17 protein-coding genes are annotated in these 24,760 nt (G+C 41.0%); 4 read left to right on the forward strand and 13 right to left on the reverse strand.

The genetic code is table 11. From position 1 onward, the window contains the following. Positions 1-20: 20 nt before the first annotated feature. The 4 genes from MS_RS05000 to mukF form a co-directional block, all read right to left on the reverse strand. Positions 21-875: an EamA family transporter gene (locus tag MS_RS05000; protein WP_041639722.1), complete on the reverse strand. Its 855-nt coding sequence runs from the start codon at positions 873-875 to the stop codon at positions 21-23. 98 nt (positions 876-973) lie between these two features. After that, entirely contained in the window at positions 974-5,473 is a 4,500-nt protein-coding gene (gene mukB / locus MS_RS05005) for a chromosome partition protein MukB (protein ID WP_011200259.1), read from the reverse strand. Then, a complete protein-coding gene (gene mukE / locus MS_RS05010; protein WP_011200260.1) occupies positions 5,473-6,198 on the reverse strand; it encodes a chromosome partition protein MukE in 726 nt (241 codons plus the stop codon). The genes mukB and mukE overlap by 1 nt, the downstream gene beginning before the upstream one ends. 101 nt (positions 6,199-6,299) lie before the next feature. Continuing rightward, entirely contained in the window at positions 6,300-7,637 is a 1,338-nt protein-coding gene (gene mukF, locus MS_RS05015; RefSeq protein ID WP_011200261.1) for a chromosome partition protein MukF, read from the reverse strand. A 209-nt stretch (positions 7,638-7,846) separates the two neighbouring features. Between mukF and ttcA the strand changes: the two genes are divergently transcribed. Beyond that, positions 7,847-8,785 carry a tRNA 2-thiocytidine(32) synthetase TtcA gene (gene ttcA / locus MS_RS05020; RefSeq protein ID WP_011200262.1) on the forward strand — a complete coding sequence of 313 codons (939 nt, stop codon included), beginning with the start codon at positions 7,847-7,849 and terminating at the stop codon, positions 8,783-8,785. Between the two features lie 45 nt (positions 8,786-8,830). Here the strand turns inward: ttcA and MS_RS05025 are convergent, their stop codons facing one another. From MS_RS05025 to MS_RS05045, 5 genes are all read right to left on the reverse strand, one after another. Further along, positions 8,831-9,310: a C40 family peptidase gene (locus MS_RS05025; RefSeq protein WP_011200263.1), complete on the reverse strand. Its 480-nt coding sequence runs from the start codon at positions 9,308-9,310 to the stop codon at positions 8,831-8,833. 81 nt (positions 9,311-9,391) lie between these two features. Next, positions 9,392-9,688: an integration host factor subunit alpha gene (locus tag MS_RS05030; protein ID WP_011200264.1), complete on the reverse strand. Its 297-nt coding sequence runs from the start codon at positions 9,686-9,688 to the stop codon at positions 9,392-9,394. A gap of 4 nt (positions 9,689-9,692) precedes the next feature. Continuing rightward, positions 9,693-12,080 carry a phenylalanine--tRNA ligase subunit beta gene (pheT, locus tag MS_RS05035; protein ID WP_011200265.1) on the reverse strand — a complete coding sequence of 796 codons (2,388 nt, stop codon included), beginning with the start codon at positions 12,078-12,080 and terminating at the stop codon, positions 9,693-9,695. 19 nt (positions 12,081-12,099) lie between these two features. Beyond that, positions 12,100-13,089, reverse strand: coding sequence for a phenylalanine--tRNA ligase subunit alpha (pheS, locus tag MS_RS05040; protein WP_011200266.1), 990 nt, complete (start codon positions 13,087-13,089; stop codon positions 12,100-12,102). A gap of 273 nt (positions 13,090-13,362) precedes the next feature. After that, a complete protein-coding gene (locus MS_RS05045; protein WP_011200267.1) occupies positions 13,363-13,704 on the reverse strand; it encodes a YegP family protein in 342 nt (113 codons plus the stop codon). A 282-nt stretch (positions 13,705-13,986) separates the two neighbouring features. On the opposite strand from MS_RS05045, the gene MS_RS05050 reads away from it, so the two are divergent. Together MS_RS05050 and MS_RS05055 are read left to right on the forward strand one after the other, a co-directional pair. Then, entirely contained in the window at positions 13,987-14,265 is a 279-nt protein-coding gene (locus MS_RS05050; protein ID WP_226977693.1) for a type II toxin-antitoxin system RelE/ParE family toxin, read from the forward strand. A gap of 67 nt (positions 14,266-14,332) precedes the next feature. Continuing rightward, a complete protein-coding gene (locus MS_RS05055; protein ID WP_264352518.1) occupies positions 14,333-14,590 on the forward strand; it encodes a HigA family addiction module antitoxin in 258 nt (85 codons plus the stop codon). 97 nt (positions 14,591-14,687) lie between these two features. On the opposite strand, the gene cspD is transcribed toward MS_RS05055, so the two are convergent. Further along, entirely contained in the window at positions 14,688-14,897 is a 210-nt protein-coding gene (cspD, locus tag MS_RS05060) for a cold shock domain-containing protein CspD (RefSeq protein ID WP_011200270.1), read from the reverse strand. A gap of 258 nt (positions 14,898-15,155) precedes the next feature. Beyond that, positions 15,156-17,762, reverse strand: a complete 2,607-nt coding sequence (gene topA, locus MS_RS05065; protein WP_011200271.1) for a type I DNA topoisomerase — start codon at positions 17,760-17,762, stop codon at positions 15,156-15,158. Between the two features lie 278 nt (positions 17,763-18,040). Here topA and MS_RS05070 point away from each other — a divergent pair, with 278 nt between their 5' ends. Next, complete coding sequence (locus MS_RS05070) at positions 18,041-18,934, forward strand: LysR family transcriptional regulator (protein WP_011200272.1); 894 nt, start codon at positions 18,041-18,043, stop codon at positions 18,932-18,934. Positions 18,935-18,969: 35 nt separating this feature from the next. Here MS_RS05070 and recD read toward each other — a convergent pair whose 3' ends face one another. Both recD and recB read right to left on the reverse strand, forming a co-directional pair. Further along, positions 18,970-20,901, reverse strand: coding sequence for an exodeoxyribonuclease V subunit alpha (gene recD, locus MS_RS05075; protein ID WP_011200273.1), 1,932 nt, complete (start codon positions 20,899-20,901; stop codon positions 18,970-18,972). A gap of 11 nt (positions 20,902-20,912) precedes the next feature. Further along, entirely contained in the window at positions 20,913-24,569 is a 3,657-nt protein-coding gene (gene recB / locus MS_RS05080) for an exodeoxyribonuclease V subunit beta (protein ID WP_041639723.1), read from the reverse strand. Positions 24,570-24,760 lie beyond the last annotated feature (191 nt).

The following is a 24,760-nucleotide window of genomic DNA, read 5'->3' on the forward strand; positions in this document are numbered from 1 at the left end:
CAATTTCTCAACTTATTAAGTTATACCCGTAATAATAAAATTGCGGTGATTCCCAGTACAATACCTAACATATTAATTTTGCTGATTTTTTCTTTAAAAACCAATGCGCCGACAATCATACCGAGGCAAATAACGCCAATATCCATAGTTGCAAAAACAATCGTTGGATTTTCTTTAAAATATTGATGCGCATAGATATAAAATAAAATATTACCAAAATTCAGACAACCTAAAATAATACCGCCGACTAAACTCGAGGCGTTCCAAAATGTGCGTTTGATAAGCAAATAAGTGAACATCAGTACTGCGGCAATGCTGAATGTAACAAATAATGTGGTTGGGAATGCACCGCCCATTAAGGCGATTTTCTTGAACAAAATACCGGTTACCCCCCAAATCAACCAGACAGCGGCTAAAGCGAACACCGCTTTTAGTGCATTTTCTATTGATTTTGTCGGTTTAGTCAATAAACAGAACAAGGCAAAAAAGGCAACAATTACCCCGCCGACTCGCATATTATTCAGGGTTTCGCCAAAAAGAATAACCGCTGCAATAATTTGCAGGAATAACGCCAGCCGTTGAGCTGCGTCGGTTCTGACAATTCCACCGTATTCCACTGCTTTCGACATAACGATAAAGCCGATTGGCAGCAGTAACCCCAAGGTAAGGAAAATAGGTTTGGCTTCGCTCTGGATAAAATATTCCGTAAAACTCAATCCTTTAAAATCCGGTGCTAATAAAAAATAGCTTAAACTTAATGCGGTGATGTAACCGAACGCGATCATTTGTTCGGTTACAACATTAAATTTTTTACTTAGTTTGAATAAAACTGAAACGGAAACACTGCAAAAAATTGCAAAAATGAGAAAATGCATAACGCATGTCCTTATAAATTTTCTTTAGTTTAAAATATAAACAAAGTGCGGTAAAAAACTTTGAAATTTTTGACCGCACTTTTCCATTAATTTACTATTTATTCTTTTGCACCGAAGCCCCGTAATCCGACTACATGAACATGTTCCTGGTTTCCGGAGATTTTACGTACTAGTTTATAGGTGGTGCCTTTTTCCGGGCTGATATTTTCCGGTGCCGCGATAAGCAACTGCATATCCAAACGTTCGCAAAGTTCGAACAAGGTGGAAATCGATTTGCCGTCTAGACGCGCCGCTTCATCAAGGAATAATAAACGGCAAGGAATAATATCTTTACCGCGGATTCGGCGGCTTTCCTCTTCCCAGCTTTGGACAACCATAAGCAGAATTGACATACCCGTACCGATAGCTTCACCGGTTGAAAGCGCACCGCTTTCCGCCTGCAACCAACCGTCCGCGCCACGATATACCTCCACTTGAAGGTCTAAGTAATTGCGGTAATCCAATAATTCTTCACCAATGGTTTGCGCAGTACGTTGTCCCATATCGATATGCGGATTTAAGCGTTGATACAGTTTTGCGATGGCTTCCGAGAACGTCATTCTGTTGTCGTTGAATAAGTCCTGGTATTCTTCCTGATTACCGGATAAGGCATCAAGCAGCATTGCATGGGTATCCCGGATATTTACCACTAAACGAACGGATTTTACCTGACCGAAGGAAATATTCTGCAATCCCTGATTCAACATACGGATACGGTTTTGTTCCCGTTGAATGGTTTTACGCATAATATTGGCAACGGATTCCGAACTGATGGCTAATTTTTGCTCACGACCGGTTAATTCGTCGGTTAAGCGGGAAAGTTCGATTTCCATTTGTTCGATAGCGTCAATCGGATCATCGGTTTTGATAATATCCTGACGAATACGCTCGCGTAAATGTTGATATACCGCAATAAAGAAACGGACCTTATTTTCAGGTTTACGGCTATCTTCCGAAATACGTAAAGCATCGCGTAAATATTCGTTATCCGCCACCGCCGTTCTTAAGGAACCTAAGGCCTTATCGGACATTGAACGTAACTCATCCGCACTTAAATAAGCAAATTCGCGGCGGGTTAAACGTTTTTCCACATCGGAATTACGGGATAAACGCAATACGACACACCAGCTTACTTTTGCCGCAACCACCAGTTCCCGCTGTTGCTTATAATCGCGTTCTGCTTTACGAATGCGACGGGTTAAATTTTCCGCTTCGCTTTCAATTAAAGTCAATTGTTTTTCCACAAACGAACGGCGTTGGCGGCTGGTTGAAAGTTGATGATGTAATTCGTCTTTACGAACGCGGGCACGCTGTTCGGAATTTTCGTCAACCGTTAATCCCAACTCGCCCACTTCATCCATTAATTCTTTTAACATTTGATTTTTAGTTTCAAATGAACTTTGCAATTGGATGTAAACCTGATTGTATTGGGCGAATTGCTGTTGTTTTTGACGGACTTGATCCCGTTGTTGCTCGCGTTTCGCCTGAACCTGTTCTAAACGAACGCGCAATTTTTCGTTTAAATCATTGGTTTCGGTTTTCACTGTATCTTCATAACTGAAATGCGCTTGTCGATGAATGACATCCGCTAATGCAAAGGCTTTTTGTTGCGCTTGTTTTTGCATATCGATAGCCTGATATAAATCATCTTTCAGACGTTCATAATTTTCAGGATCGCTTTGCAGCGTATTCGCAATAGGTTCTAATTGTGACAGTGTCATGCCGTGTTGACGGATAAAGATTTCGTCTTGCTCCGCGATATCCAATTGCTCGCGGCACTCTTCCACTTTATCCGATAAACTTTCGTCGGCAATCACATTTAATTGCGGAATCAGCTTATTAAGCAATTGCATTTGCTCTTTGGCATTGTCCAATTTAATCCGCAGTTGCTGTTCATCCGTTGAAAGTGCGGTCAATTCCCGATTAATTTCATTGCGTTGTTGGTTAATTTCGCGCATTTGCTGTTCGGGGTCTGGCTGAAACGCCAGTGCTAAATGCAAACCGACGAACTGGCTGAATTGTTGGTGCAAACGTTGACACTTTTGCACGTCAAAGGCTCGTTGCGCATATTGCTCGACGATTTTGTCCCGTTCCGCTTCCAGTTCCGTTAAATATTTTTCACGGGCGGCACGGCCGAATAACGGGATTTCAGGGAATTTAGAATAACGTAATTCACGCTCTGAAACTTGAACTACAACGCCTTGCGCGAGTTCTTGTGCGGAATGTACGCTATCGTCAAAGGCGGCCGGGTCACCTTCGATTAAATATAGATCATCGGGGCAATCATCCAAATGGGCTAATTGCTCTTTCACCGCATTCAGATCCCGTACCACGATGGCATGACGTGCCGGGCCGTAAAGCGCCGAAAAATACGGTGCGTCTTCAATCGCCACATCATCATATAATTCGGAAAGCAATACGCCGCCAAAACGTTCGGCCAGCACATTTAAACGGGCATCTTCCGAGCCGTCCGGCTGGCTTAAACGTGAAATCTGTTCGTCCAGCTGCTGACGTTTATGCTCCAGTTGATCCCGCTGCATGGTGAATTCACGCTCTTTCTCCAATTGAGCCTGCATGAAATTCATTACATCCTGATTGTCTTCAAATTGTTCGCCGCTTTGTTCCGTTAAACGTTCCAATGCGGATTTCGCCGTAATCCAGGCGGGCGCCGAACGTGCTTTTTCTTCAAAAAGTGCGGTTAATTGTTCCAGTTTTTGGCGTAAGGTCGAACGGGTTTCCACCTGTTCCGAGAATTCGGCCGTTAGGTTTTCAATTAACGCCTCTTGTTCCGCATGATAATCTTCTAATTCATCAGCAGTTTCTAATGATAACCCGGCACGTTGATTGAAATCTTTTAAAATTTTGACCGCACTTTGCTGTTGTTGATAACGCTGTTCAAGTTCATGTAACTTTGCTCTTAATTGCGGTGTTTGTTGTGCCTGTAATTTTTGTGTCGGATACTCGCGTAATAATTCTTTTGCACTGTCCCATGCCGCAGAGCGGGGAATTTCACCGGCAATTTTGCAAACCAATTGATAAGCTTTGTCAAACTGCGTTTTTGCCGCTTCGGAAATAGACATTTTTTGCTCTAATTGCAACACGCGATCCGTTAAGGTTTCAACCTGAGCTTCAAATTCTTCATGATAGACTTCGGCATTTTTAACGGATAAATCCGCCAGCCCGCAAAGCGCTTTTGCCTTCTCTAAAGCCTGAATCGCCTGTTGGTATTGCAATGCGCGGGTTTGCTGTGCATCTAAAGCTTGTTGATAGTCCGCCAACTGTCCTCGGATTTGGTCAACTTCCGTTTCTAAAGTTTCAAATTGTAGTTGGCTTTCTTCTAACTGTTCGTTAGCGTTTTCAACCACAATTTTTTGTTCTTCCAGTTTTTCCGTTAATTCGTTTACATCTTCTTGATAGCGTTCAATACGTTCCTGGTGACGTAATGCATTCAATACCAGATTTAAATGATCGGAAGCGCTTTGATGATCTATCTCTAAGGCTTTCTCATTTTCGGTTAATTCGGCGGCTTCACGGCTTAAATCAATTAGACGGTGTTGAGATAAATCCTGCTCCGACTTCGCCGCATACCATTCTTTGCGGAAACTAAGTGCGGTTTCGATATTTCCCTGACGTTCATTGGCATTGCGCATATAATCGGAGGCCACATAATTAGTGGTTTCGGTGATTAAATGCTTGAATAAATCACGATCGGATTGAGTCATTTTAATGGCTTCAAGGGTCATGCGGTTCTCGCGCAACGCCGATTCCATATCCTGGAATGCTTTACGAACGCCTAGGTTTTCAGGCAATAAATAATCACGCAACGATTTGGTAATAGCACTTGAAATACCGCCGTAAAGGGATGCCTCGATTAATTTATAGAATTTGCTGCGATCGGAAGACGAACGCAGACGGCGCGGAATCATACCCAGTTCAAACATCATGGCGTGATAATCGGCAACGGAATGATATTGCTTGAATTGCGCGCCCTGTTCTTCAATGCGGTCTTTTAATTCCGTCAGGCTTAATACGCGCGCCTGACGTTGGGAGACGGTTTCCGTTAAAACTGCGGTCGGATTTTGAGAAATTTCCAAACCTTGAATTGAAAAAGTTTTAATATCGACTTTTTTGTCCCGACCGGCAACCTGCTGCAAACGCACACCGGCTAAGATTCGCTGTTGACGGGAATTTACCGCATCCAACACGGCATAACATACGCCCGGGCGTAATTTGCCATGCAGACCTTTATCACGGGAACCGCCGCTTGCGCCGGCTTCCGTGGTATTGCGGAAATGCAAAAGAGTGAGATCCGGAATTAATGCCGTCACAAAGCCCGCCATGGTTGTGGATTTACCCGCACCGTTACCGCCCGAAAGGGTTGTGACCAATTCGTCCAAATCGAAAGTACGGGCAAAAAAACCGTTCCAGTTAATCAGGGTTAAAGAACGGAATTTACCGCGTTCAATGCCGGCGGATTGTGTAAGAACCGTTGCCGGAACAATGGTTTCGCTCTTTTCTTCCGGCAGGAATTCACTTTCTAGTTCTAATTCTTCTGACATTATTCTTCTTCTCCTAACCCTTCGTCTAATTCATCTTCAATTTCTTCATCATTTTTGACCGCACTTTTTTCCTGTGATAAAGAATCCGGCGTTGCCGCTTCCCCATCGCGAATCAGACGTAATTGCGCTTCGCGAGGATCATCGCCGCTGCGCACTTCCGCCCCGAAACGGAATACCGATTCGGAAATGGTAAATTTACCACTGTTTTGTTCGCCGACGGTATGAATCATACCAAGACGGCGTAAACGGTTCACCGCAGCCCGCACTTTTTCCGCCAGTTTCTGTTTATCCAGGTCGGAACCTGAAGAACGTTGGTTAACCGCTTTAAGCAATTTACTTTCATCCGCCAGATTGAGCAATTCGTCATACACTTCCTGTACGCTGAAGATACCTTGCTGCGCTAACCGTTCCGGACTTAAGTATAAATAACAAAGCACTTTACCAACCAGCATTTCCAACTCGCTCAGCACGGAGCGGGCGATTAATGTGGTTGCTTTCGGTCTTAAATAGAAGAAACCTTCGGGGGCACGAATAAGTTCTACGTTATAACGACGATAAAACATATCTAATTCGTTTTGAAAATCAGCTAAAAAAGCAAAATTATCTAAATATTCTTGCCCGATATGTCTGCCTGAACGTAATTGGCTGTCCACTGCCGGAAACAACGGGTTTGCAATTGCCGCTGCAAGTTTAGTCGGAATAAGTTCTTGAAGGTTTTCGTTCATATTATTGTTCTCTTTGTCGGGCGGAAGTTATTTTCCGCCTTTCACATTATGTTTTCGGTGAAATATTCGATTTTTACAAAAGTGCGGTCGTTTTTTTCAAATTATTTATACTCATCAATCACATGAGCCTGAACTTCGGCTCCCCGATTGTTTATTTCCTGCCACTGCGGATAAGTACCGGATAAATCCGCGCTTGCCATACCGAGGCGTACCGCCTGATCCACAATAATTCTCGCCACGTCAAAATGACGGGCCAACGGATACCCTTCCAGCTGTTCTTTTAATACGAGGCTTAAGTCGATAGGTTGATTACGTTCACGCTGTGCAATTAGCAGATTTTGCATATAATCGACAATTTGATCATGTAAATCGGAGAGTTGTTCGTATTCTAATTCTTCCGGTAATTCGCCGAGAGCATCTTCATCACGCAAGGCTAATTCTTCATCCCGCAGGTCAATCAAGCGCTCCGCCTGCGCAGTCCACAGATACCAAGGCATATCGAAATAATTATGGATAGATTGGCGCAAACGTTGTGAAAATACCCGGTTTTTATCCATATCAATAGCGGTACGGATAAATTTATGTACATGACGATCGTAGCCAATCCATAAGTCGATGGCTTGTTGCCCCCAACTGATAATCCGGTCTAATTTTGCCTGCAGGTCGGTAATCAATTGATCGATAAAATACAGGTCATCACGCCCGATAACACAATCCTGAATACGTAATAATTGTTCCTGCAATTTATCGCCGGCGGCATTTAAGGTATCTTGTAATTCCCGCAAATTGCCCGAGGTTTCGTCTAACAGACGCTCACAACTTGCAATCGCGGCCTGCCAATCTTTGGTTAAAAGTTCGGCAATTTCCTCTTTAATGCTCTGCTGATTTTCATCCATAATACGTTGCGATAAATCAATGCTGTCAAAGATTTCCGCTACGGAATATTTCAATGGCGCAAATACGTTGCGGCGCCAATAATATTCGTCTTCCTGTTTGGCGGTACCTTCTTCCGCAAGCTCTGAGGCGCGTTGGATTTCATTGGCGACAATGGCTAACTGCACGGAAAGACGTAAGGCGGAAAATTCCCGTTGACGAATATAATAGTCCGAAACGCCTACGCCTAAAGGCGTTAAGCGGTAAATGGATAAACTCTCCGTGAATTCACTGCTAAAACGGTTTAAAAAGCGCTGTTTAACCAATTCGTTAATCGCATTGTTGGCCCGGGTTGCAATGGTTTCTTTGGATTGTTCAAACTCATTAGACACATGACGGAAAATATCCACAAGATCAGATTCGACCATTTCACCGTCAAAACGTTCGGCGTTGTAAATGGCGATAGCAAGTAAAAAGGCAAGACGTTCTGTCGGTAAGTTCAGGGAAAATTCACGTTCTTTTGCCCAAGATACCAATTCGGGAATGGTTTGTGATGTTTCAAGCATTAAAGATTTCTCACAATCTATTTTTGAAATATAAAAAATTGTTCAAGATTATAGCCTATTTTGAAGGATCTTTCAGCTTGAAATTGCAACAAAAATTAAGCAATTTAACGGGCTTGCGGCTGTTTTAAATAATTTTTATTGGAAATTTCAAAAGAAAGCCGTACTATACGCGGGCTTTTATGTTTAACCTAAAAAATTAAGATAAATAAATGACCGAATTAGAAACAAAAGAAAATAAAAAACAGATTTATAATTTTAATAAATTACAAAAAAGGTTACGTCGTAACGTAGGTAATGCCATTGCCGATTTCAATATGATTGAAGACGGTGATAAAGTGATGGTTTGTCTTTCCGGCGGTAAAGACAGCTATACGCTGCTGGATATTCTGTTAAATCTTCGTCACAACGCACCGGTTCATTTCGATATTGTGGCGGTAAATCTGGACCAGAAACAACCTGGCTTTCCCGAACATATTTTGCCTGAGTATTTAAGTTCCATCGGTGTGGAATATAAAATTGTCGAAGAAAATACCTATGGCATCGTAAAAGAAAAAATCCCTGAAGGAAAAACAACCTGTTCGCTCTGCTCTCGTTTACGTCGCGGTATTTTATATCGTACGGCAACAGAATTAGGCGCAACTAAAATCGCGCTGGGTCATCATCGTGACGATATGCTTGAAACCTTATTTTTAAATATGTTTTATGGCGGAAAATTAAAATCCATGCCGCCTAAATTAGTCAGTGACGACGGCAAACAGATTGTTATTCGTCCGTTGGCTTACTGTAAAGAAAAAGATATTGAGAAATATGCCGTCGCGAAACAATTCCCGATTATTCCTTGCAATTTATGCGGTTCTCAACCTAATTTACAGCGCCAGGTTATTAAGGAAATGCTGCAAACTTGGGATCGCCGCTATCCGGGACGAATTGAAACCATGTTCAGTGCGATTCAAAATATCACGCCGTCTCATTTATGCGACCCGAATTTATTTGATTTCAAAAATATAAAACGGGGACAGCTACCGAAAGGCGTTGAAGGCGATATTGCTTTTGATAAGGAAGAATTGCCGCAAACACCAATCATTGATGAAGATACGGAAGATTTTGTAAATAACGGGCAATTGATTCGATTTAAAGAAGTGAATTAAGACAAAAAGTGCGGTAAATTTTACCGCACTTTTTTGTATAAAGGATTAAATTCGTCTTGTTTGCCAGTAGGCATTTTTCCAATAAGGGCTATTCATTGAAGAATAAATCACGCCGCCTTTTGTAGATGCATGCAGGAATTTATCATTTTTCACATAAATGCCCACATGATAGCCGTTAGGACCACGCCCGGTTTTAAAGAAAACAAGATCACCGGTTTGAATATCGGACAGACTGATTTTCTGACCATAGCCCGATTGCGCGGCGGTTGTTCTTGGTAGCGCGATATTAAATCTGTCCATAAATGTGGTTTGCACAAATCCCGAACAATCTACTCCGCTTCTACTGACACCACCCAATACATAAGGTGCTCCGGCCCATTCCCGCTGTTGTTCGCTTAGCAGAACTATTGCCATAATCGGGTCGTCGATTCGCCCTTTATAGGTAATTGAGGATATATTAGAGGAACAAGCAGACAAAATAGCCACTGATATTGTTAAACAAAATGTTTTTATCTTAGTTCTCATGGCATTCCCTCAAACAAGACAGGCTATCTACAAAAGTTTGCAGATAGCCGAATATTAAATAACTAATGTAAAAACAACTAATTAGCTTTTAGGTTTAGTTTTTTCAACGCGAGCCCGTAATTTTTGACCCGGTTTGAAAACAACCACCCGGCGGGCCGAAACAGGAACGCTTTCACCTGTTTTCGGGTTACGTCCGGGTCTGGATGCTTTCTCGCGTAATTCAAAATTGCCGAAACCTGATAATTTAACATCATTACCTTTTTCTAAAGCAACTCGAATTTCTTCGAAAAAATCCTCTACTAAAGCCTTCGCTTCAGATTTATTTAAACCGTGTTTTTCAATCAGGTTGTCCGCAAGTTCTACTTTAGTTAAAGTCATAAATTTAATCTCTTAAGTAAGCATTAAAACGATCTTTTAACTCAGATAATACAACAGAAATTACCGCATTGATATCGTCTTCTTCAAGAGTTTTTTCAGTATCTTGAATAGTCAGGCTGATAGCCAGGCTCTTATGACCTTCAGGCACGCCTTGACCTTGATAAACATCAAATAAATTCACTTGAGTTAATTTACTTCCCGCTACTTCACGACAAGCGTCAAGGATATCACTTGCCGCAATATTTTCTGCAACCACAAGCGCTAAATCACGCTTGTTAGCCGGGAATTTAGAAATTTCTTTAGCATTTGCTACATTGCGTTCGGCAACTTTATCAACAATTAGTTCACAAGCAAAGGCTTTACCGTTAATTCCGAGTTTTTGTGCCGCCATCGGATGGAGTTGACCAATATAACCGATTTCTTCACCGTCTAAAACAATAGCTGCAGATTGTCCCGGATGGAATGCCGGGAATTCTTTGGCGACAAATTTAATATAAGGACCGGCCTTTGTTAATGATAAAAGATTTTCAATATAACCTTTTAAATCAAAGAAATCGGCGGGTTCGGCTTTGCTCGCCCAATGCTCGCTTAGGCGGGAACCGGTCATAACGGCGGCAAATACCAATTCCTGACGAATACCGAATTCGGCGCTTTCATCCGGGATAAAACGTAAGCCCGTTTCAAACAAACGAACACGGTTTTGTTGACGGTTTTGGTTATAAACTACCGCACCTAACAAGCCCGTTAATAATGAAACGCGCATTGCCGACATTTCGCTGGAAATCGGGTTAGGCAGAATCCAGACGGCTTGCTCAGGATGCAAAATCGATTGAAGTTTAGGATCAACAAAACTATAAGTAATAGCCTCGTGGAAATCATTACCGACCAGCGCTAGCTTGATTCTTGATAATTCAAGGTCGGATTCATGGTGTTCGCGCATACTTAAATGCGCTAACGGCGCATTATTCGGAATGCTGTTATAACCATAAATACGAGCGATTTCTTCAATCAAATCTTCTTCGATTTCAATATCGAAACGCCAGCTTGCCGATGTTACCGTCCATACCTCATTTTCATAACTTACCGGCAAACCTAAGCGGTGGAAAATTTCCGTTACGGTTTCCGTTTCAATATGATGACCTAAAAGCGCATCTAATTTGCTACGGCGTAACTGAACTTTATTCAGTTTAGGCAAATGGGTTTCGCTGACAACTTCACAGATCTCACCGACTTCACCGCCGCAGATTTCCACTAAAAGTGAGGTGGCTCTTTCCATTGCTTTATGTTGCAATTCAAAATCCACTCCCCGTTCAAAACGATGAGAGGAATCCGTATGTAAACCGTATTGACGGGCACGACCTGTAATAGCTAAAGGTGCGAAAAACGCCGCTTCAAGAATTACATCTTTGGTTTGTGCGTTTACACCGCTTGCCTGGCCGCCAAAAATCCCTGCCATAGCGAGCGGACCTGTTTGGTCTGCAATCACCAGCGTGTTCGATTGTAATTTTGCGGTGGTACCGTCTAATAAAACCAGTTCTTCACCGTCCGCAGCAAAACGTACTTGAACCGGTTGCGCTAATTTTGCCGCATCGAAAGCATGCATTGGTTGACCTAATTCAAGTAATACGAAATTAGTAATATCCACAATCGGATCAATTGAACGAATACCGCAGCGCCGCAATTTTTCTTTCATCCAGACCGGCGTTTCGGCATTTACGTTCACATTTTTAACCGAACGTAATAAATAACGCGGGCAAGCTTCAGGCGCCAATACGTTAATTGCCACTTTTTCGTCAGAAGTAACAGGAACCGGATTAATCGCAGGTTCAGTTACCGCTAATTGATTAACGACACCGATTTCACGAGCAACACCGGCAATACTTAAACAATCGGCGCGGTTCGGAGTTAAACTGATTTCAATTTCTTTATCGTCTAATATTAAATATTCGCGGAAATCTTTACCTACAGGCGCATCAGCCGGTAATTCTATAATACCGCTGTGATCTTCCGACATGCCTAATTCGCGATAAGAACAAAGCATACCTTCGGAAGGTTGGCCGCGTAATTTGGTTTTCTTAATTTTAAAATCGCCCGGTAATACGGCGCCTTCAATCGCACAGGCAACTTTTAAACCTTGACGGCAGTTTGGCGCACCGCACACGATATCTAATAAACGTTCGCCGCCTACATTGACTTTGGTCACGCGTAATTTATCCGCATCGGGATGCTGCGCGCATTCGACTACTTCGCCGACTACAACACCATTGAACTCGCCGGCAACAGCTTCAACGCCGTCGACTTCCAAACCAAGCATGGTGATTTGATCGCATAATTGTTCCGTATTAACGGCAGGATTGACCCACTCGCGTACCCATTGTTCACTGAATTTCATTATTATCTCTCACTCTAAATTATTTGAATTGTTTTAAGAAACGTAGGTCGTTTTCGAAGAACGAACGTAAATCCGTGACGTTGTAGCGTAACATGGTTAAACGTTCAACCCCCATACCGGCGGCAAAACCGGAATATTCATTAGGATCGATACCTACGCTACGCAATACGTTAGGGTGCACCATACCGCAACCAAGTACTTCCAGCCATTTTCCGTTTTTGCCCATAATATCCACTTCGGCGGAAGGCTCTGTGAACGGAAAATAAGAAGGACGGAAACGTACTTGCAAATCTTCTTCAAAAAACGCGCGTAAGAAATCGTAAAGTACACCTTTTAACTCGGTAAAGTTTACTTTTTTATCTTCATACAGTAATTCGATTTGGTGGAACATCGGCGTATGCGTTTGGTCGTAATCGTTACGATAAACTTTACCCGGAACCATAATACGGATAGGCGGCTGTTTTTTCTCCATGGTGCGGATTTGCACGCCGGAGGTTTGGGTACGAAGTAATAATTCCGGATTGAACCAGAACGTATCGTGGTCGGCACGAGCCGGGTGATGTTTCGGAATATTTAACGCATCGAAATTGTAATAATCGCTTTCGATTTCAGGACCGCTCTCTACGCTAAACCCTAATTCAGAGAAAAATTTTGTTACCCGTTCGATAGTTAACGAAACCGGATGCAAACCGCCAAGCTCTACTTTACGTCCCGGTAAGCTCACATCAATACGTTCTTTTTCTAACTGTGCATTTAATGCCGCTTTTTCAAACGCTTCTTTTTTAGCGTTTAAAATATCTAAAACCGCTTGTTTCGCTTCGTTAATTTTAGCACCTACGGCAGGACGTTCTTCCGCCGCAACATTACGTAAACTTTGCATTAATTGGGTAAAATGACCTTTTTTACCAAAGTATTCAACACGAAACGCTTCTAATGCGTCTAACCCTTTATCATGCAATTCGTCCAGAGCTGCACGGGCTTGTTCCGTAATTTCTTTTAGGTTTTGCATACCTGTCCTCTATGTATTTGTCTTATTTGATAAAATGTTTGTTATAATAATACTAACTCATTAAAAAATCACGTTTTATTATGTTTTTGAGCGAAATTTGCAAAAAATTATCACAATCTATTATATAAATTGTTATTGCTTTTAAAGTATTGTTCTAACTAATTTAAAAAATTAATATTTTTGACCGCACTTTTTGTCGATAGAAAAATTTTTATGGATTAGAAAAAAAGGTGAGCACAAACTGGCTCACCCTTTCTTTTTTTAATTAACTTTCTATGATTTGGTTATGTCTTTTATCACTGTAGTTGCCGCGTTGTTCATCACTGAGTTTACCCCGTTTTGCGCCGCCGCTTTTGATGAATAATATTCGCTACGCCCGATTTCCTGATGATTTTGCGCTTTTAAGATGAAATAAGGTTCGCCATTTTTATTTTCTCTGAATTCAAAATTTTTTTCATCACCACCATTTTTTTGTACGGAGGCAATACCGTTTTCCGCCGCCGCACGGGAGCGATAAAGTTCGCTTGTCAAGATAACTTGGCTATTAGCAGCTTTTAAATTGAACATAAATTGTCCGTCTTTCGCTAATTTGAGTTCATACCAACCTAATGCCATTTTCTATCTCCTTTAATAAATAGATTGACCATAATTATTTGAATTGAGAATAAATTCTCGTTATCAAGCATAGTAATATTCATGAATAAACACAATCTATTTTTTAACCAATTTGTTTAAATAATATCTACGCAAACGTTAATTTTGTGATATAGATCACAAAATTAACACGGGGATGATGTTTTTAAAAATTATTTAATTTATAAAGACTTCCCCTTAGGTTTCTATATTTAAAAGTTATTTAGATAATTAATTTTTATTGAGGTTATAGACTTTATGATAATGCATTTTGCCTGCCCGGATACAAAAAGATTTTTTAACGGAGAAAGATTCGTTCGCTTTATTTCTTGCGAAAGATTAGCCATTCGGAAATTACAGCAGCTTAATGCTGCAACTTCTTTGGAGTTTCTAACCAAATTGCCTAATAACAAGCTGGAAACCACTCTGTACAATCATGTTTCCTATTACAATCTGAAAATCAATGAACAATGGAGTTTATTATTTTTATGGGATCATAATAGCCCGACAGATGTGAAATTAGTGGATATGAAAGAGGTTTAGTATGAGTAATAGCAATTACACCTGTTTTCATTTAGTTCATCCCGGTGAAATTCTTTACGAAGAATAGCTGAAACCATTAGGCATTACACAATTTGAATTAGCCCAGGGAATTTTGCTTTCTCCTCGCAAAATCAGTGAAATTGCAACGGGCAAACGCCCGATTACTGCGGATGTCGCTGTGCGATTAGCGCTATTTTTCGGTACGGATGCGGAAAGCTGGCTGAATTTGCAAAGCCATTATGATATTAAGAAAAGCGAAGAAGAAATTAAAACCGACATCGAATCCATTTTGGATTCGTCCATAGACGGCTATTTAAATATATAAAAGATTTTTTCAATGTTTAAAATAACGAAAGGCAGGTTCACATCCCGCCTTTAATTATTTTTAAATAAGATGACAAATAAAAAGAGTGTTTAGCGAATTATTCTAAAATAGGAATAATTTTAGTTGCGTGTGAGCCTTTTTCACCATGTACAACTTCAAAATTCACTTTTTGTCCGGCTTTTAATGAACGGTAACCATCCATTTCGATGACTGAATAGTGTGCAAAAATATCCGCATCACTTCCTTCCGCATTAATGAATCCAAATCCCTTAGCATTATTGAACCATTTTACAACACCAACTTCCATAGAATTACCCCTATCGGCTAGTCCTTACAGACAACTTACTACATATAATAAGACTTGTGCCTTATTTCCTAAACGCTCTTTATGTTAATAAATCCCGCTTATTTATCAATAAGCAATATTTGAAAATTTAACGGAGATCACAAAAATTTTGTAAAGAAGATAAATTTTTATTTTAGTTAAGTAAAAAAGTTCATTTATACATAAAAAAGTGCGGTAGAAATTTTGAGAAATTCTACCGCACTTTTACACCATTACTGATTATTTTTTACGTTCAATCCAATTGCCGTCAATATAGTCAACAATCCATTTGGTTTTCTTACCGTTTTTTTCAGAAGTGACGTATTGATGTTTTTCTTTACGACTAAAACTGATAATCGCCGGGTTGCCTTCAGGATCCTGCTGCGGCGCATCCGCCAGATATTGTAATTTTTCCGGCAAACGTTCGCGATATTGAGCCAGCTCGGCCACTTTTGCCGGGCGGCTTTCGCGAACCCGTGGGAAATTATGCGCCGACATAAAGACGCCAACGGCACTGTTTCTTAATACAAAATAAGCATCGGCTTTTTCACATTTTAATTCAGGGAACGCAATCGGCTCTTCTTTTGGCGGCGCTACCTCGCCGTTAGCCAGAATTCGGCGCGTATTATCGCAAGCGGTACAAGCCATATATTTGCCGAAACGACCTAATTTTAAGTGCATATCCGAGCCGCACTTATCACATTCCACAATCGGCCCATCGTAGCCTTTGATTTTGAAAGTACCTTGTTCAATGAGATAACCCTCACAGTTCGGGTTATTCCCGCAAATATGAATTTTACGATGCGGATCAATAATATAACTGTCCATTGCGGTATCGCATTTCGGACAGCGTTTGCGTTCCATCAAGGCTTTAGTTTCCGAAGCATCATCCAATACGTTTAATAATTCCGCTTCGGGAATCAAATTAATGGTCGTCTTACAACGATCTTTCGGCGCTAAAGCGTAACCGGAACAACCGAGGAAGACACCGGTACTTGCTGTGCGGATTGCCATAGGGCGACCACAGGTCGGACATTGAATATCCGTTAGTACTAAGCTGTTCGGCTTCATGCCGCCTTCCAATTCATCCAGTTCCGCGGTGGTTAATTGACCGGAAAAATCTTTAAAAAATTGGTTTAATTCCGTTTTCCAGTCTTTTTTACCAGTGGCAATTTGATCCAGCATATCTTCCATGCTTGCGGTAAAATCATAGCTCATAAGATGGGCAAAAGACTGATTTAAACGATCTGTAACAATTTCACCCATTTTTTCCGCATAGAAACGGCGGTTTTCCGTTCTCACATAACCGCGTTCCTGAATGGTTGAAATAATTGCCGCATAGGTTGAAGGGCGCCCGATTCCACGTTTTTCCAGTTCTTTTACTAATGCCGCTTCGGTAAAACGTGCAGGCGGTTTGGTAAAATGCTGGCTTGGCTGAATTTCATCTAATGCCAATTTATTATGTACATTCAATGCCGGCAATTCTTGATCTTCCGCAGATTTGCCAAGCTGTGGCAATACTTTTGTCCAACCGTCGAAACGTAGGATTCTGCCTTTAGCTTTTAGCTCGTAATCCCCCGCTTTTACCGTCAATGTGGTGCTGTCGTATTGTGCCGCCGGCATTTGACAAGCGACAAACTGGCGCCAAATTAAATCATATAAACGGACAGCGTCTTTTTCCATGCCCTGCAAATCATTCATGGAAATATTAACATCCGACGGGCGGATAGCTTCGTGGGCTTCCTGGGCATTTTCTTTGCTTGAGTAAAAATTCGGTTTTTCAGGTAAATATTTTTCGCCGAAATTGCGTTCAATATAACTTCGAGCCATATTTAACGCATCCCGGCTCAGGTTTGTCGAATCGGTACGCATGTAGGTAATGTAGCCGGCTTCATACAAACGCTGTGCCAACATCATGGTTTTCTTTACGCTGAAATTTAATCTCGTGCTGGCGGTTTGTTGCAAAGTTGAGGTAATAAAAGGTGCTCGCGGTCTTGAAGTTGTCGGTTTTGTTTCAAGCGCAGAGACGATGTAATCGGATTTTGCTAAAAAATCTACCGCACTTTGCGCCTCGGTTTCATTTTTAGGATCAAATCTTTTTCCTTTATATTCCGCTACATCAAGAGTAATTTTTTGATTGTCCGCAGTTTTTGTGACAACGGCGACTTCCCAATATTCCTGTGGTTGAAAAGCTTTAATTTCGCGTTCACGTTCTACCACTAATTTTACCGCAACAGACTGAACACGGCCGGCGGATAATCCGCGGGCGACTTTTTTCCATAATAGCGGCGACACCATAAATCCCACAACGCGGTCTAAAAAACGGCGTGTCTGCTGGGCGTTTACGCGGTCTAAATTCAAATGTTCCGGCTTTTCAAATGCCTGTTTAATGGCATTTTTAGTGATTTCGTTAAAAACCACCCGGCTGAAACGATTGTCATCACCGCCAATTACTTCTCGCAAATGCCACGCGATCGCTTCCCCTTCTCTATCCAAGTCGGTTGCGAGATAAATATGGTCGGCTTTTTTGGCTAGAGATTTGAGGTCGGCAACCACTTTTTCTTTGCCGGGCAAAATCTGATAATTTGCTTTCCAGCCGTGGTAAGGGTCAATGCCCATCCGTTTAACAAGCGCATTTTTTTCTTTTTCCGTTTTTAGCGCCTGTTTTTCTTCTGCAGTTAATCCTTTGGTAGAGACCGGCTTGGCTTTTTCTCCTGTTGATGCGCCCGCAGTCGGTAAATCGCGTATATGTCCCACACTTGATTTCACTACATAATCACTACCTAAATATTTATTAATGGTTTTCGCTTTAGCCGGCGACTCCACAATAACCAAGGATTTGCTCATTTTTTATTACCTGAATTGTTGTTTTTATATAAAATTCTATTGGAACTTGTGCACATTTTAAATTGTACGGCATGTTACCGAGATGCGCATAAGTTTTAAATTAACACTTATATTTGAAATAATCACAACTTTTAGAAAAAATTATCAAGAAAGGTTGTTTGTGAACGGTTTATACTATCATAAACTAATGACTTTGTTGCGGGCATTTCAAATCTCGCCGCTATATTGCCCAACGAACTATTAATTGGTCAACAACTTTTTTAAAAAAGGTGAAATAAATGGATAAACTCAATGCAATTTCGGTTTTTTGTCGTATTATCGAAAGCCAAAGCTTTACTCAAGCCGCTGCGCTGGAAAATATTTCCGTGGCGATGGCAAGTAAATTAGTTGCCCAGTTAGAAGAACATCTGAAAACTCGTTTGTTGCAACGTACCACCCGTAAAATCGTGCCTACGGAGGCCGGATTGGTTTATTATCAGCGTTGCCAGCCTATTTTATTAGAGCTTAAAGAAGCGGATTCAAGTATTAGTGATCTTTCTACCTCATTACAGGGCAATTTGGTGGTATCCGTCCCGATGGATTTCGGCTTGAAATTTATTACGCCTACCCTCCCCGCCTTTATTAGTGCAAATCCTAATTTACACGTCGAAATGGAATTTAGCGATCGTCGCGTGGATTTAATGGCGGAAGGCTATGATTTAGCACTACGTATCGGTTCCCTGCAAGACAGCACCTTAGTTGCAAAAAAACTTGCCACTACCAGTATGCACTTTGCGGCATCCGCGGAATATTTACGTCGCTACGGTACCCCAAGAAAACCTGAGGACTTGCAATATCATCAGTGCCTGCTTTATAAAGCTATCGGTAATCAGATTTATTGGGAATTTGCCAACAAAGGGAAAATCCAACGGGTGAAAATGCGTTCAAAAATGGTGTGCAATAACGGATTGACCTTAGTACAGTTAGCCAAAGCGGATTTAGGCATTATTAATTCGCCCCGTTTTTTAGTGGAAGAAGAATTGGCTTCCGGTGAATTGATCGAAGTATTGCCCGAATTCAAACAACAATTGCTCGATATTCATGCGGTTTATCCGCATCGCCGTCATCTGGCGGCCAAGGTGAAAGCTTTTGTAGAATTTTTAAGCGGGCTGAATTTAGGTAGCGAAACTTAATGCGTCAAATTTTTTTGATGTTAACACATTGATTGTTAAATATTTTCAATCAATAAGCGGCCTAAACCGCTTTGTCTTTTTACCTGTTTTCTGACCGCACTTTTCCAGATATTATCCGTAGCAAACAAAGTGAATCGCTGTTTTGCGCGAGTCACCGCGGTATAAACAAGCTCTCTGGATAAGACCGGTACGTTTTCCGTCGGCAATACTAAAAATGCGTGATTGAATTCCGACCCCTGAGATTTATGCACCGTCATTACAAATGCGGTTTCATGGCTCGGTATCCGGCTTGGCGAAATGCGACGATAATGATTTTCGCCTAATTCAAACCAAACTTTCCCCTGAATAAACAACCCGATATCGCCATTGAAAAGCCCTACGTTGGCATCATTTTGAATGATCATCACCGGTTTTCCCTGATACCAATCCCTACTGTTTTTAAATTGAATTAAATTTTGTCGGCGCAAACCTTCCGCAATAGACAGATTCAGCTTTTCAACGCCTAATTCACCAAGCCGAAGTGCGGATAAAAAACGCACTTTTTTGAAACCGGCAAAGATTTTTTCGATATCCTGCTCCGTTAATTCGCTTTTTGCTGATCGGGTTTCAATTTCCAGTAGATAATCCCGATATTCCCGTACCGCACGTTCAACGACTAGGTTAACGCAATAAGCTAAATACTCAGCGGAGGATTCGGGCTGAATGCCGTTAGCAAAATAACGGTTAAAATCAACATATTCAATATCATCTAATTGGGAAAACAACTGCAAACTGCGGTCAATTTCTGCGGAATTTATTGCTTTTGCCAAATGTCCGATTGCAGATTTTTCATCAAAACGCCGACTTTCCGTCAAGTGAGATAAATAATCCCGGATTTCATCGCCTTGAACCGAGTTGAACGCCAAATGCGAATCCGTTACCCGGTTTAAATAATCGATAAAGGAAGCACTGTAACCCTGTTCTAAAAACTGCCCTAACTCGCCTAAAATCGCTCCGGCCTCTACTGACGCCAGTTGGTCTTTATCACCTAATAAAATCAGTCGCGCATGGCTTGGCAAGGCCTGCAGTAAGTTTGACATCAATGCTAAATCTATCATTGAGGCCTCGTCTATTACCAGTACATCTAACGGCAAAGGATTTTGAGCATTGAATTTAAAGCTCCGTCCGCCAAGTAAACGATGAATTGTCATTGCCTCAGTTGGAATGCAATGCTTTAATTTTGCAGACAACGTCATTTGCTGTAGGGCGTTTTCAATACTTTCCGTTAAACGTGCGGCGGCTTTTCCGGTGGGTGCGGCTAATTTTATCTGTAATTTGCCTTGATGTAGTTGTTGTAGAGCAACCAATAATCTCGCCACCGTATAGGTTTTTCCGGTTCCCGGTCCGCCCGAAATCAGGCAAAATTGTTGACGGAGTGCGGTTGCAATAGCAATCTTTTGCCCTTGGTTTAAGCCGGTATTTTCACCGATTAGCTGATGGATTATTTTCGTATCCGGTTGTTCTGCCAAAACTTTACTATTTTTGACCGCACTTTTCAGGTAACGAGCTACCAAATATTCATCCTGCCAAACACGATAAAAATATAACGCATTGAATTGAAAAACGAAAGGTGCAATTTTCGTTTTCGGTTCTGTTGTAAAGGCGATATGGGATTTTAATATTTGCTGCCATTGAGCTACAGGTAAATATCCGATTTTTTCATCAATTTGTTGTAAATAATCCTGCTCTAAAGCGCGATAAGCCAGCCCGAATAAATTCGATTTAATCTGTTCTTCAAGGAATAAACAAGTATTTCCTTGCTGATGACTGTAATTACAAAGTGCGGCAAGTAAAGCCGTTAAATTATTTTTTGTCCTTGAACTTTTATCCGTTCCTTCTTCGCATTTTTCCGCAATCATTTTGGCAAAATGATAATCCCCTGCGGTGATCACATTTTCCTGTTGTAATTTTGCTAAAATTTCTAACATAACATTACCGACTAAAATAAATTATCCAACCCTTCGATTAGTTCCCGCGCAGGTTTTGCGGAATAAATGCCGTAATCCGGATTACGCCCGTTCATACCCCGTAAAAAACAATAAATTACGCCGCCGAAATGGCTGTCATAATCGTAATCCGTCACACGCTGTTTTAAATAGCGGTGAATTGCTAAGGTATAAAGCAAATATTGCAAATCATAATGATGATTTTTCATTACGTCGGTTAATTGCGACCGCGCATAAAACGCCATGTCTTTTCCTAAGAAATTTGATTTGTAATCCAGCACATAATATTTGCTCTCATGACGAAAAACCAAATCGATAAATCCTCTCAACATGCCTTGAATTTCATCAAATAAATAAGGCTCTCGTTTGATTGTATGATATTTTTGCAGCAACCGATTGAAAGAATGCAACTTAAACCGTCCTTCCAGTTTTAAATAGAATTGCATTTCTTTTATGCAGTCTTTTTTATCTAATTGAGCCAGATTTAAAGGCTCCCCATTAAATAGCGGCGTGGTAAGAATTGCTTCAATCCATTGAATTAAAGGTTGTTTCCATTCTTCGCTTAATTGTATGGTTTGGCATAAATTTTTTACATATTCGTCAATAATTGGTTGATTAAATTCATTTTTTTCAAAAAAACGGTGCAATGCCGTCCCCACATTAATACCATGGGGAAAATCAAAAGGCGAATAACCTTGCCGATATCCCGTTACAATGTCACTAAAATTATTTTTGTCCTCGTTTATTTTAGGTAAAAAAGTTAAATCAATATCTTTGGCTTCATCTAAAATTAGAGAAAAATTGACCGCACTTTCTGTCGTTACAATAGGACTAAAGGCTTCATGTCTGCCTTTTTGACTGTTCCATTCGTGCATTTGAGTTAAAGAGGTAAAACTGCTTATAGTCCAGTCCCGCTCAATTTTTCCGTGGAATTCTTGGGCTACATATTGGGCATGATTATCTTTTTGCTGATAACCCCCTCCTTGGATTTCATCCGTTTGATAATAATGTATATTTGCCGGCGAAATACGTTGTGCAAAGTCGTCTAAAAGGGGCTTGGTTTGGTATTCGTCGGTTAATTTCGCTTGTGTGCCGATTTCTCCGCGAGTCAGAGCATAAAGCAAAGCGTTCCAGTTTTTAGTAAAGTTATCAGGCAACGCCATCGCTAAATGATATTTTGCTCTAGTCAGCGCCACATAAAGTAAGCGCATTTCTTCCGCCAAACGTTCTTTTATCACTTCGTCATTATGGCAGGCATCCATATCCCATTGCACAGCCTGCGCTTGCGCATTGTAATAAGTGGAGATATGTTGCGGGTTCACTTTAGCTTTAGCACTGATAAACGGTAGCCAAACCAGGTTATATTCCAACCCTTTGGATTTATGAATAGTGACGATTTTGACTAATTGCTGTTCGCTCTCCAAACGAATGATATTTTCGTCTTGAGTATTTTCGCCGCGAATTTGACGTTCAAACCAACGCAACAGCGCCGCATCACTTTCATTAAGCGTTGTAGCTTCCTGCAATAATTCCGCTAAATGGAATAAATCAGTCACCCGGCGTTCGCCGTTTGGCATATTAATCAGTTTTTGCGGAATCTGTTCGGCTAAAAAAAGTTGATGCAGCATAGCAAGTACACCTTGTTGCCGCCAGCTGCGTTGATAGCCGACAAAGCGATCAATCCACTTTTCCCAATCCGTTTCATGTTGTTTAATATGTTGAATGTCCGCGCCGGTTAGGCAAAAAATAGCGGTAGCTATGGCATTTACTATATTACGTTCGCTAAAAGGGTTTAAACAGGCTTGCAAGATCAGCAATAATTCTTTTGCTTCATTACAATCAAACACATTGCTTTTATCCGATAAATAAACGGATGAAATCTGCCGTGCCTGCAATGCATTTTTAATTAATTCGGCTTCTTTTGCGTTACGTACCAGAACGGCGATATCTTTCGGTTCTAGCGGTAAAAATTTTTCCGCGGTTTGAATACCGGCACGTTCCCGCAGGGCAAGTTGTAACCATTGAGAAATGCAATTAGCGCAAGTTTCCGCCAGTTGTTCATCGCTCGGTTCTTCACCTAGATAAACGCCAAGCGGTGCTTCTTGTTGCTCGTTTAATATAAAACGCCCTTGAGCTTTTCCTGGTTCGACGGAAGAAAACTCAATATTTTCGTATAAAAAAGGTTGTGCTGAAGAAAAATTAAAAAGTTGATTCACCGCATGAATTAAATTACCTTCAGAACGATAATTTTTACCCAAGGTAAAATGGTATTTTGCCTGTTGTGCAGCTTTTAAATAAGTAAAAATATCCGCGCCGCGAAATTGATAAATAGCCTGTTTCGGGTCACCAATCATAATAAAGCCGGTTTCGGCTTGCGCTGATTCGATATAAATTTTAGAAAAAATTTGGTATTGCTGTGCATCCGTATCCTGAAACTCATCAATCATGGCAAAAGGATATTGATAACGAATCAGCTTAACCAATTCATTTCCATGTTCCGGAGAAACGACGGCTTCTTTCAGTAAACGCAATAAATCGTCAAAACTTTTCTCTTGGTGCGAAGCCTTATAGCGATCTAATTTATCACGCATCCACTGAATATAGTGATACAAAATGACTTTGACGTATAATTCCGTAGATTGTGCCCGTTCTACCGCACTATCCGCCTGTTTAAAAACGGCGTGATTGACAGGTTCGTTTTTAGTGAGATAAGAATCAACGGCGGATTGAGAAAAATACTTGCTTAAAGGTTCGGGGATAGAAAAATCCGTTTCATCCTGTGCCCATTGGCGGATTTTTTCATACCTGCCGGGCAAATGATTCGCTTTGTAAGAAGCGCCTTTAATTAATTTTTGCGTTTTCGCTTTTTCGATTAACCGCTGAATTTCATTTTCGGACTCTATCCATGCTGTTTTCAATTGTTTGATTTCATTGATGTTTTTTTCAATATATTGAGAAAGAAAGCGGTTGAACTCAAGCTGTAATAAGTGAGGTTCGTTGAGTTCGACGTTTAAATTTTCACTGGTGACGAATTTTCTGATTTTTTGCAGCACATCCGTTGGTGATTTAAGATTCCGGTGAATAAAATTTGTGAGACTAAAGGATAAGTTGTAAAAATGTTCCCGCCATAATTCATTGCTAAAACGGGTTAATAATTCGGTTTCATCTTTTACTAACTGCAAATTAAAATGAATGCCCGAATTAAAGGCATATTGTACTAACATTCGGCGGCAAAAACCGTGAATGGTGTAAATTGCGGCGAGATCCATATTTTGCTCGGCAATTTTCAGTCGTTGAATGGCAACGGGTAATTCTAAGCTATCAACTAAATCCGCTAAAATCTCATTTTCCGTCCCGTAAAAAACCTGCTTATTTTTATTTTCAGCATATTGCGTTAATTGTTTTTTTGCTAAATGAATGCGGTGACGAATTCGTTCCCGTAGCTCTTGAGTTGCGGCTTCCGTAAAGGTGACCACTAAGATTTGTTCCACTTCTAAAGGCTTAAAAAAGCAGTTTTCACCGGCTTGCAGTAATAAACGCAAATACAAGGAAGCCATGGTAAAGGTTTTCCCCGTACCTGCGGAAGCTTCAATTAACAGGGTTGAATTCAAGGGCGTTGAAATCGGATCAAGTGCGGTAAGTTTTTGCATTTTTTCAAATCATTAAAAATCGGAAAAATAAGCTCGTCCCTTCGGGTTGCGCCTAAAGTAGCCATATGCGTCGTTGTAAATTTTGTTAATAGGGTTTGTGCTATTCACAGTATTTTACGGCTGGCCGGCGGCTATTTTAGGCGACAACGCAACAGGTTATAAAAGATAAACGGACTCTAATATCATTCTAA

Source organism: [Mannheimia] succiniciproducens MBEL55E, assembly GCF_000007745.1.
GTDB lineage: Bacteria > Pseudomonadota > Gammaproteobacteria > Enterobacterales > Pasteurellaceae > Basfia > Basfia succiniciproducens.

What these genes read in the sequence shown, in the direction of transcription:
- MS_RS05030 (WP_011200264.1), bottom strand. Translation starts at nt 9,688, where the DNA reads ATGACTTTAACTAAAGTAGAACTTGCGGACAACCTGATTGAAAAACAC.
- MS_RS05050 (WP_226977693.1), top strand. Translation starts at nt 13,987, where the DNA reads ATGCATTTTGCCTGCCCGGATACAAAAAGATTTTTTAACGGAGAAAGA.
- MS_RS05045 (WP_011200267.1), bottom strand. Translation starts at nt 13,704, where the DNA reads ATGGCATTAGGTTGGTATGAACTCAAATTAGCGAAAGACGGACAATTT.
- ttcA (WP_011200262.1), top strand. Translation starts at nt 7,847, where the DNA reads ATGACCGAATTAGAAACAAAAGAAAATAAAAAACAGATTTATAATTTT.
- MS_RS05000 (WP_041639722.1), bottom strand. Translation starts at nt 875, where the DNA reads ATGCATTTTCTCATTTTTGCAATTTTTTGCAGTGTTTCCGTTTCAGTT.
- recB (WP_041639723.1), bottom strand. Translation starts at nt 24,569, where the DNA reads ATGCAAAAACTTACCGCACTTGATCCGATTTCAACGCCCTTGAATTCA.
- topA (WP_011200271.1), bottom strand. Translation starts at nt 17,762, where the DNA reads ATGAGCAAATCCTTGGTTATTGTGGAGTCGCCGGCTAAAGCGAAAACC.
- mukF (WP_011200261.1), bottom strand. Translation starts at nt 7,637, where the DNA reads ATGCTTGAAACATCACAAACCATTCCCGAATTGGTATCTTGGGCAAAA.
- cspD (WP_011200270.1), bottom strand. Translation starts at nt 14,897, where the DNA reads ATGGAAGTTGGTGTTGTAAAATGGTTCAATAATGCTAAGGGATTTGGA.
- recD (WP_011200273.1), bottom strand. Translation starts at nt 20,901, where the DNA reads ATGTTAGAAATTTTAGCAAAATTACAACAGGAAAATGTGATCACCGCA.
- pheS (WP_011200266.1), bottom strand. Translation starts at nt 13,089, where the DNA reads ATGCAAAACCTAAAAGAAATTACGGAACAAGCCCGTGCAGCTCTGGAC.
- mukB (WP_011200259.1), bottom strand. Translation starts at nt 5,473, where the DNA reads ATGTCAGAAGAATTAGAACTAGAAAGTGAATTCCTGCCGGAAGAAAAG.
- MS_RS05025 (WP_011200263.1), bottom strand. Translation starts at nt 9,310, where the DNA reads ATGAGAACTAAGATAAAAACATTTTGTTTAACAATATCAGTGGCTATT.
- pheT (WP_011200265.1), bottom strand. Translation starts at nt 12,080, where the DNA reads ATGAAATTCAGTGAACAATGGGTACGCGAGTGGGTCAATCCTGCCGTT.
- MS_RS05070 (WP_011200272.1), top strand. Translation starts at nt 18,041, where the DNA reads ATGGATAAACTCAATGCAATTTCGGTTTTTTGTCGTATTATCGAAAGC.
- mukE (WP_011200260.1), bottom strand. Translation starts at nt 6,198, where the DNA reads ATGAACGAAAACCTTCAAGAACTTATTCCGACTAAACTTGCAGCGGCA.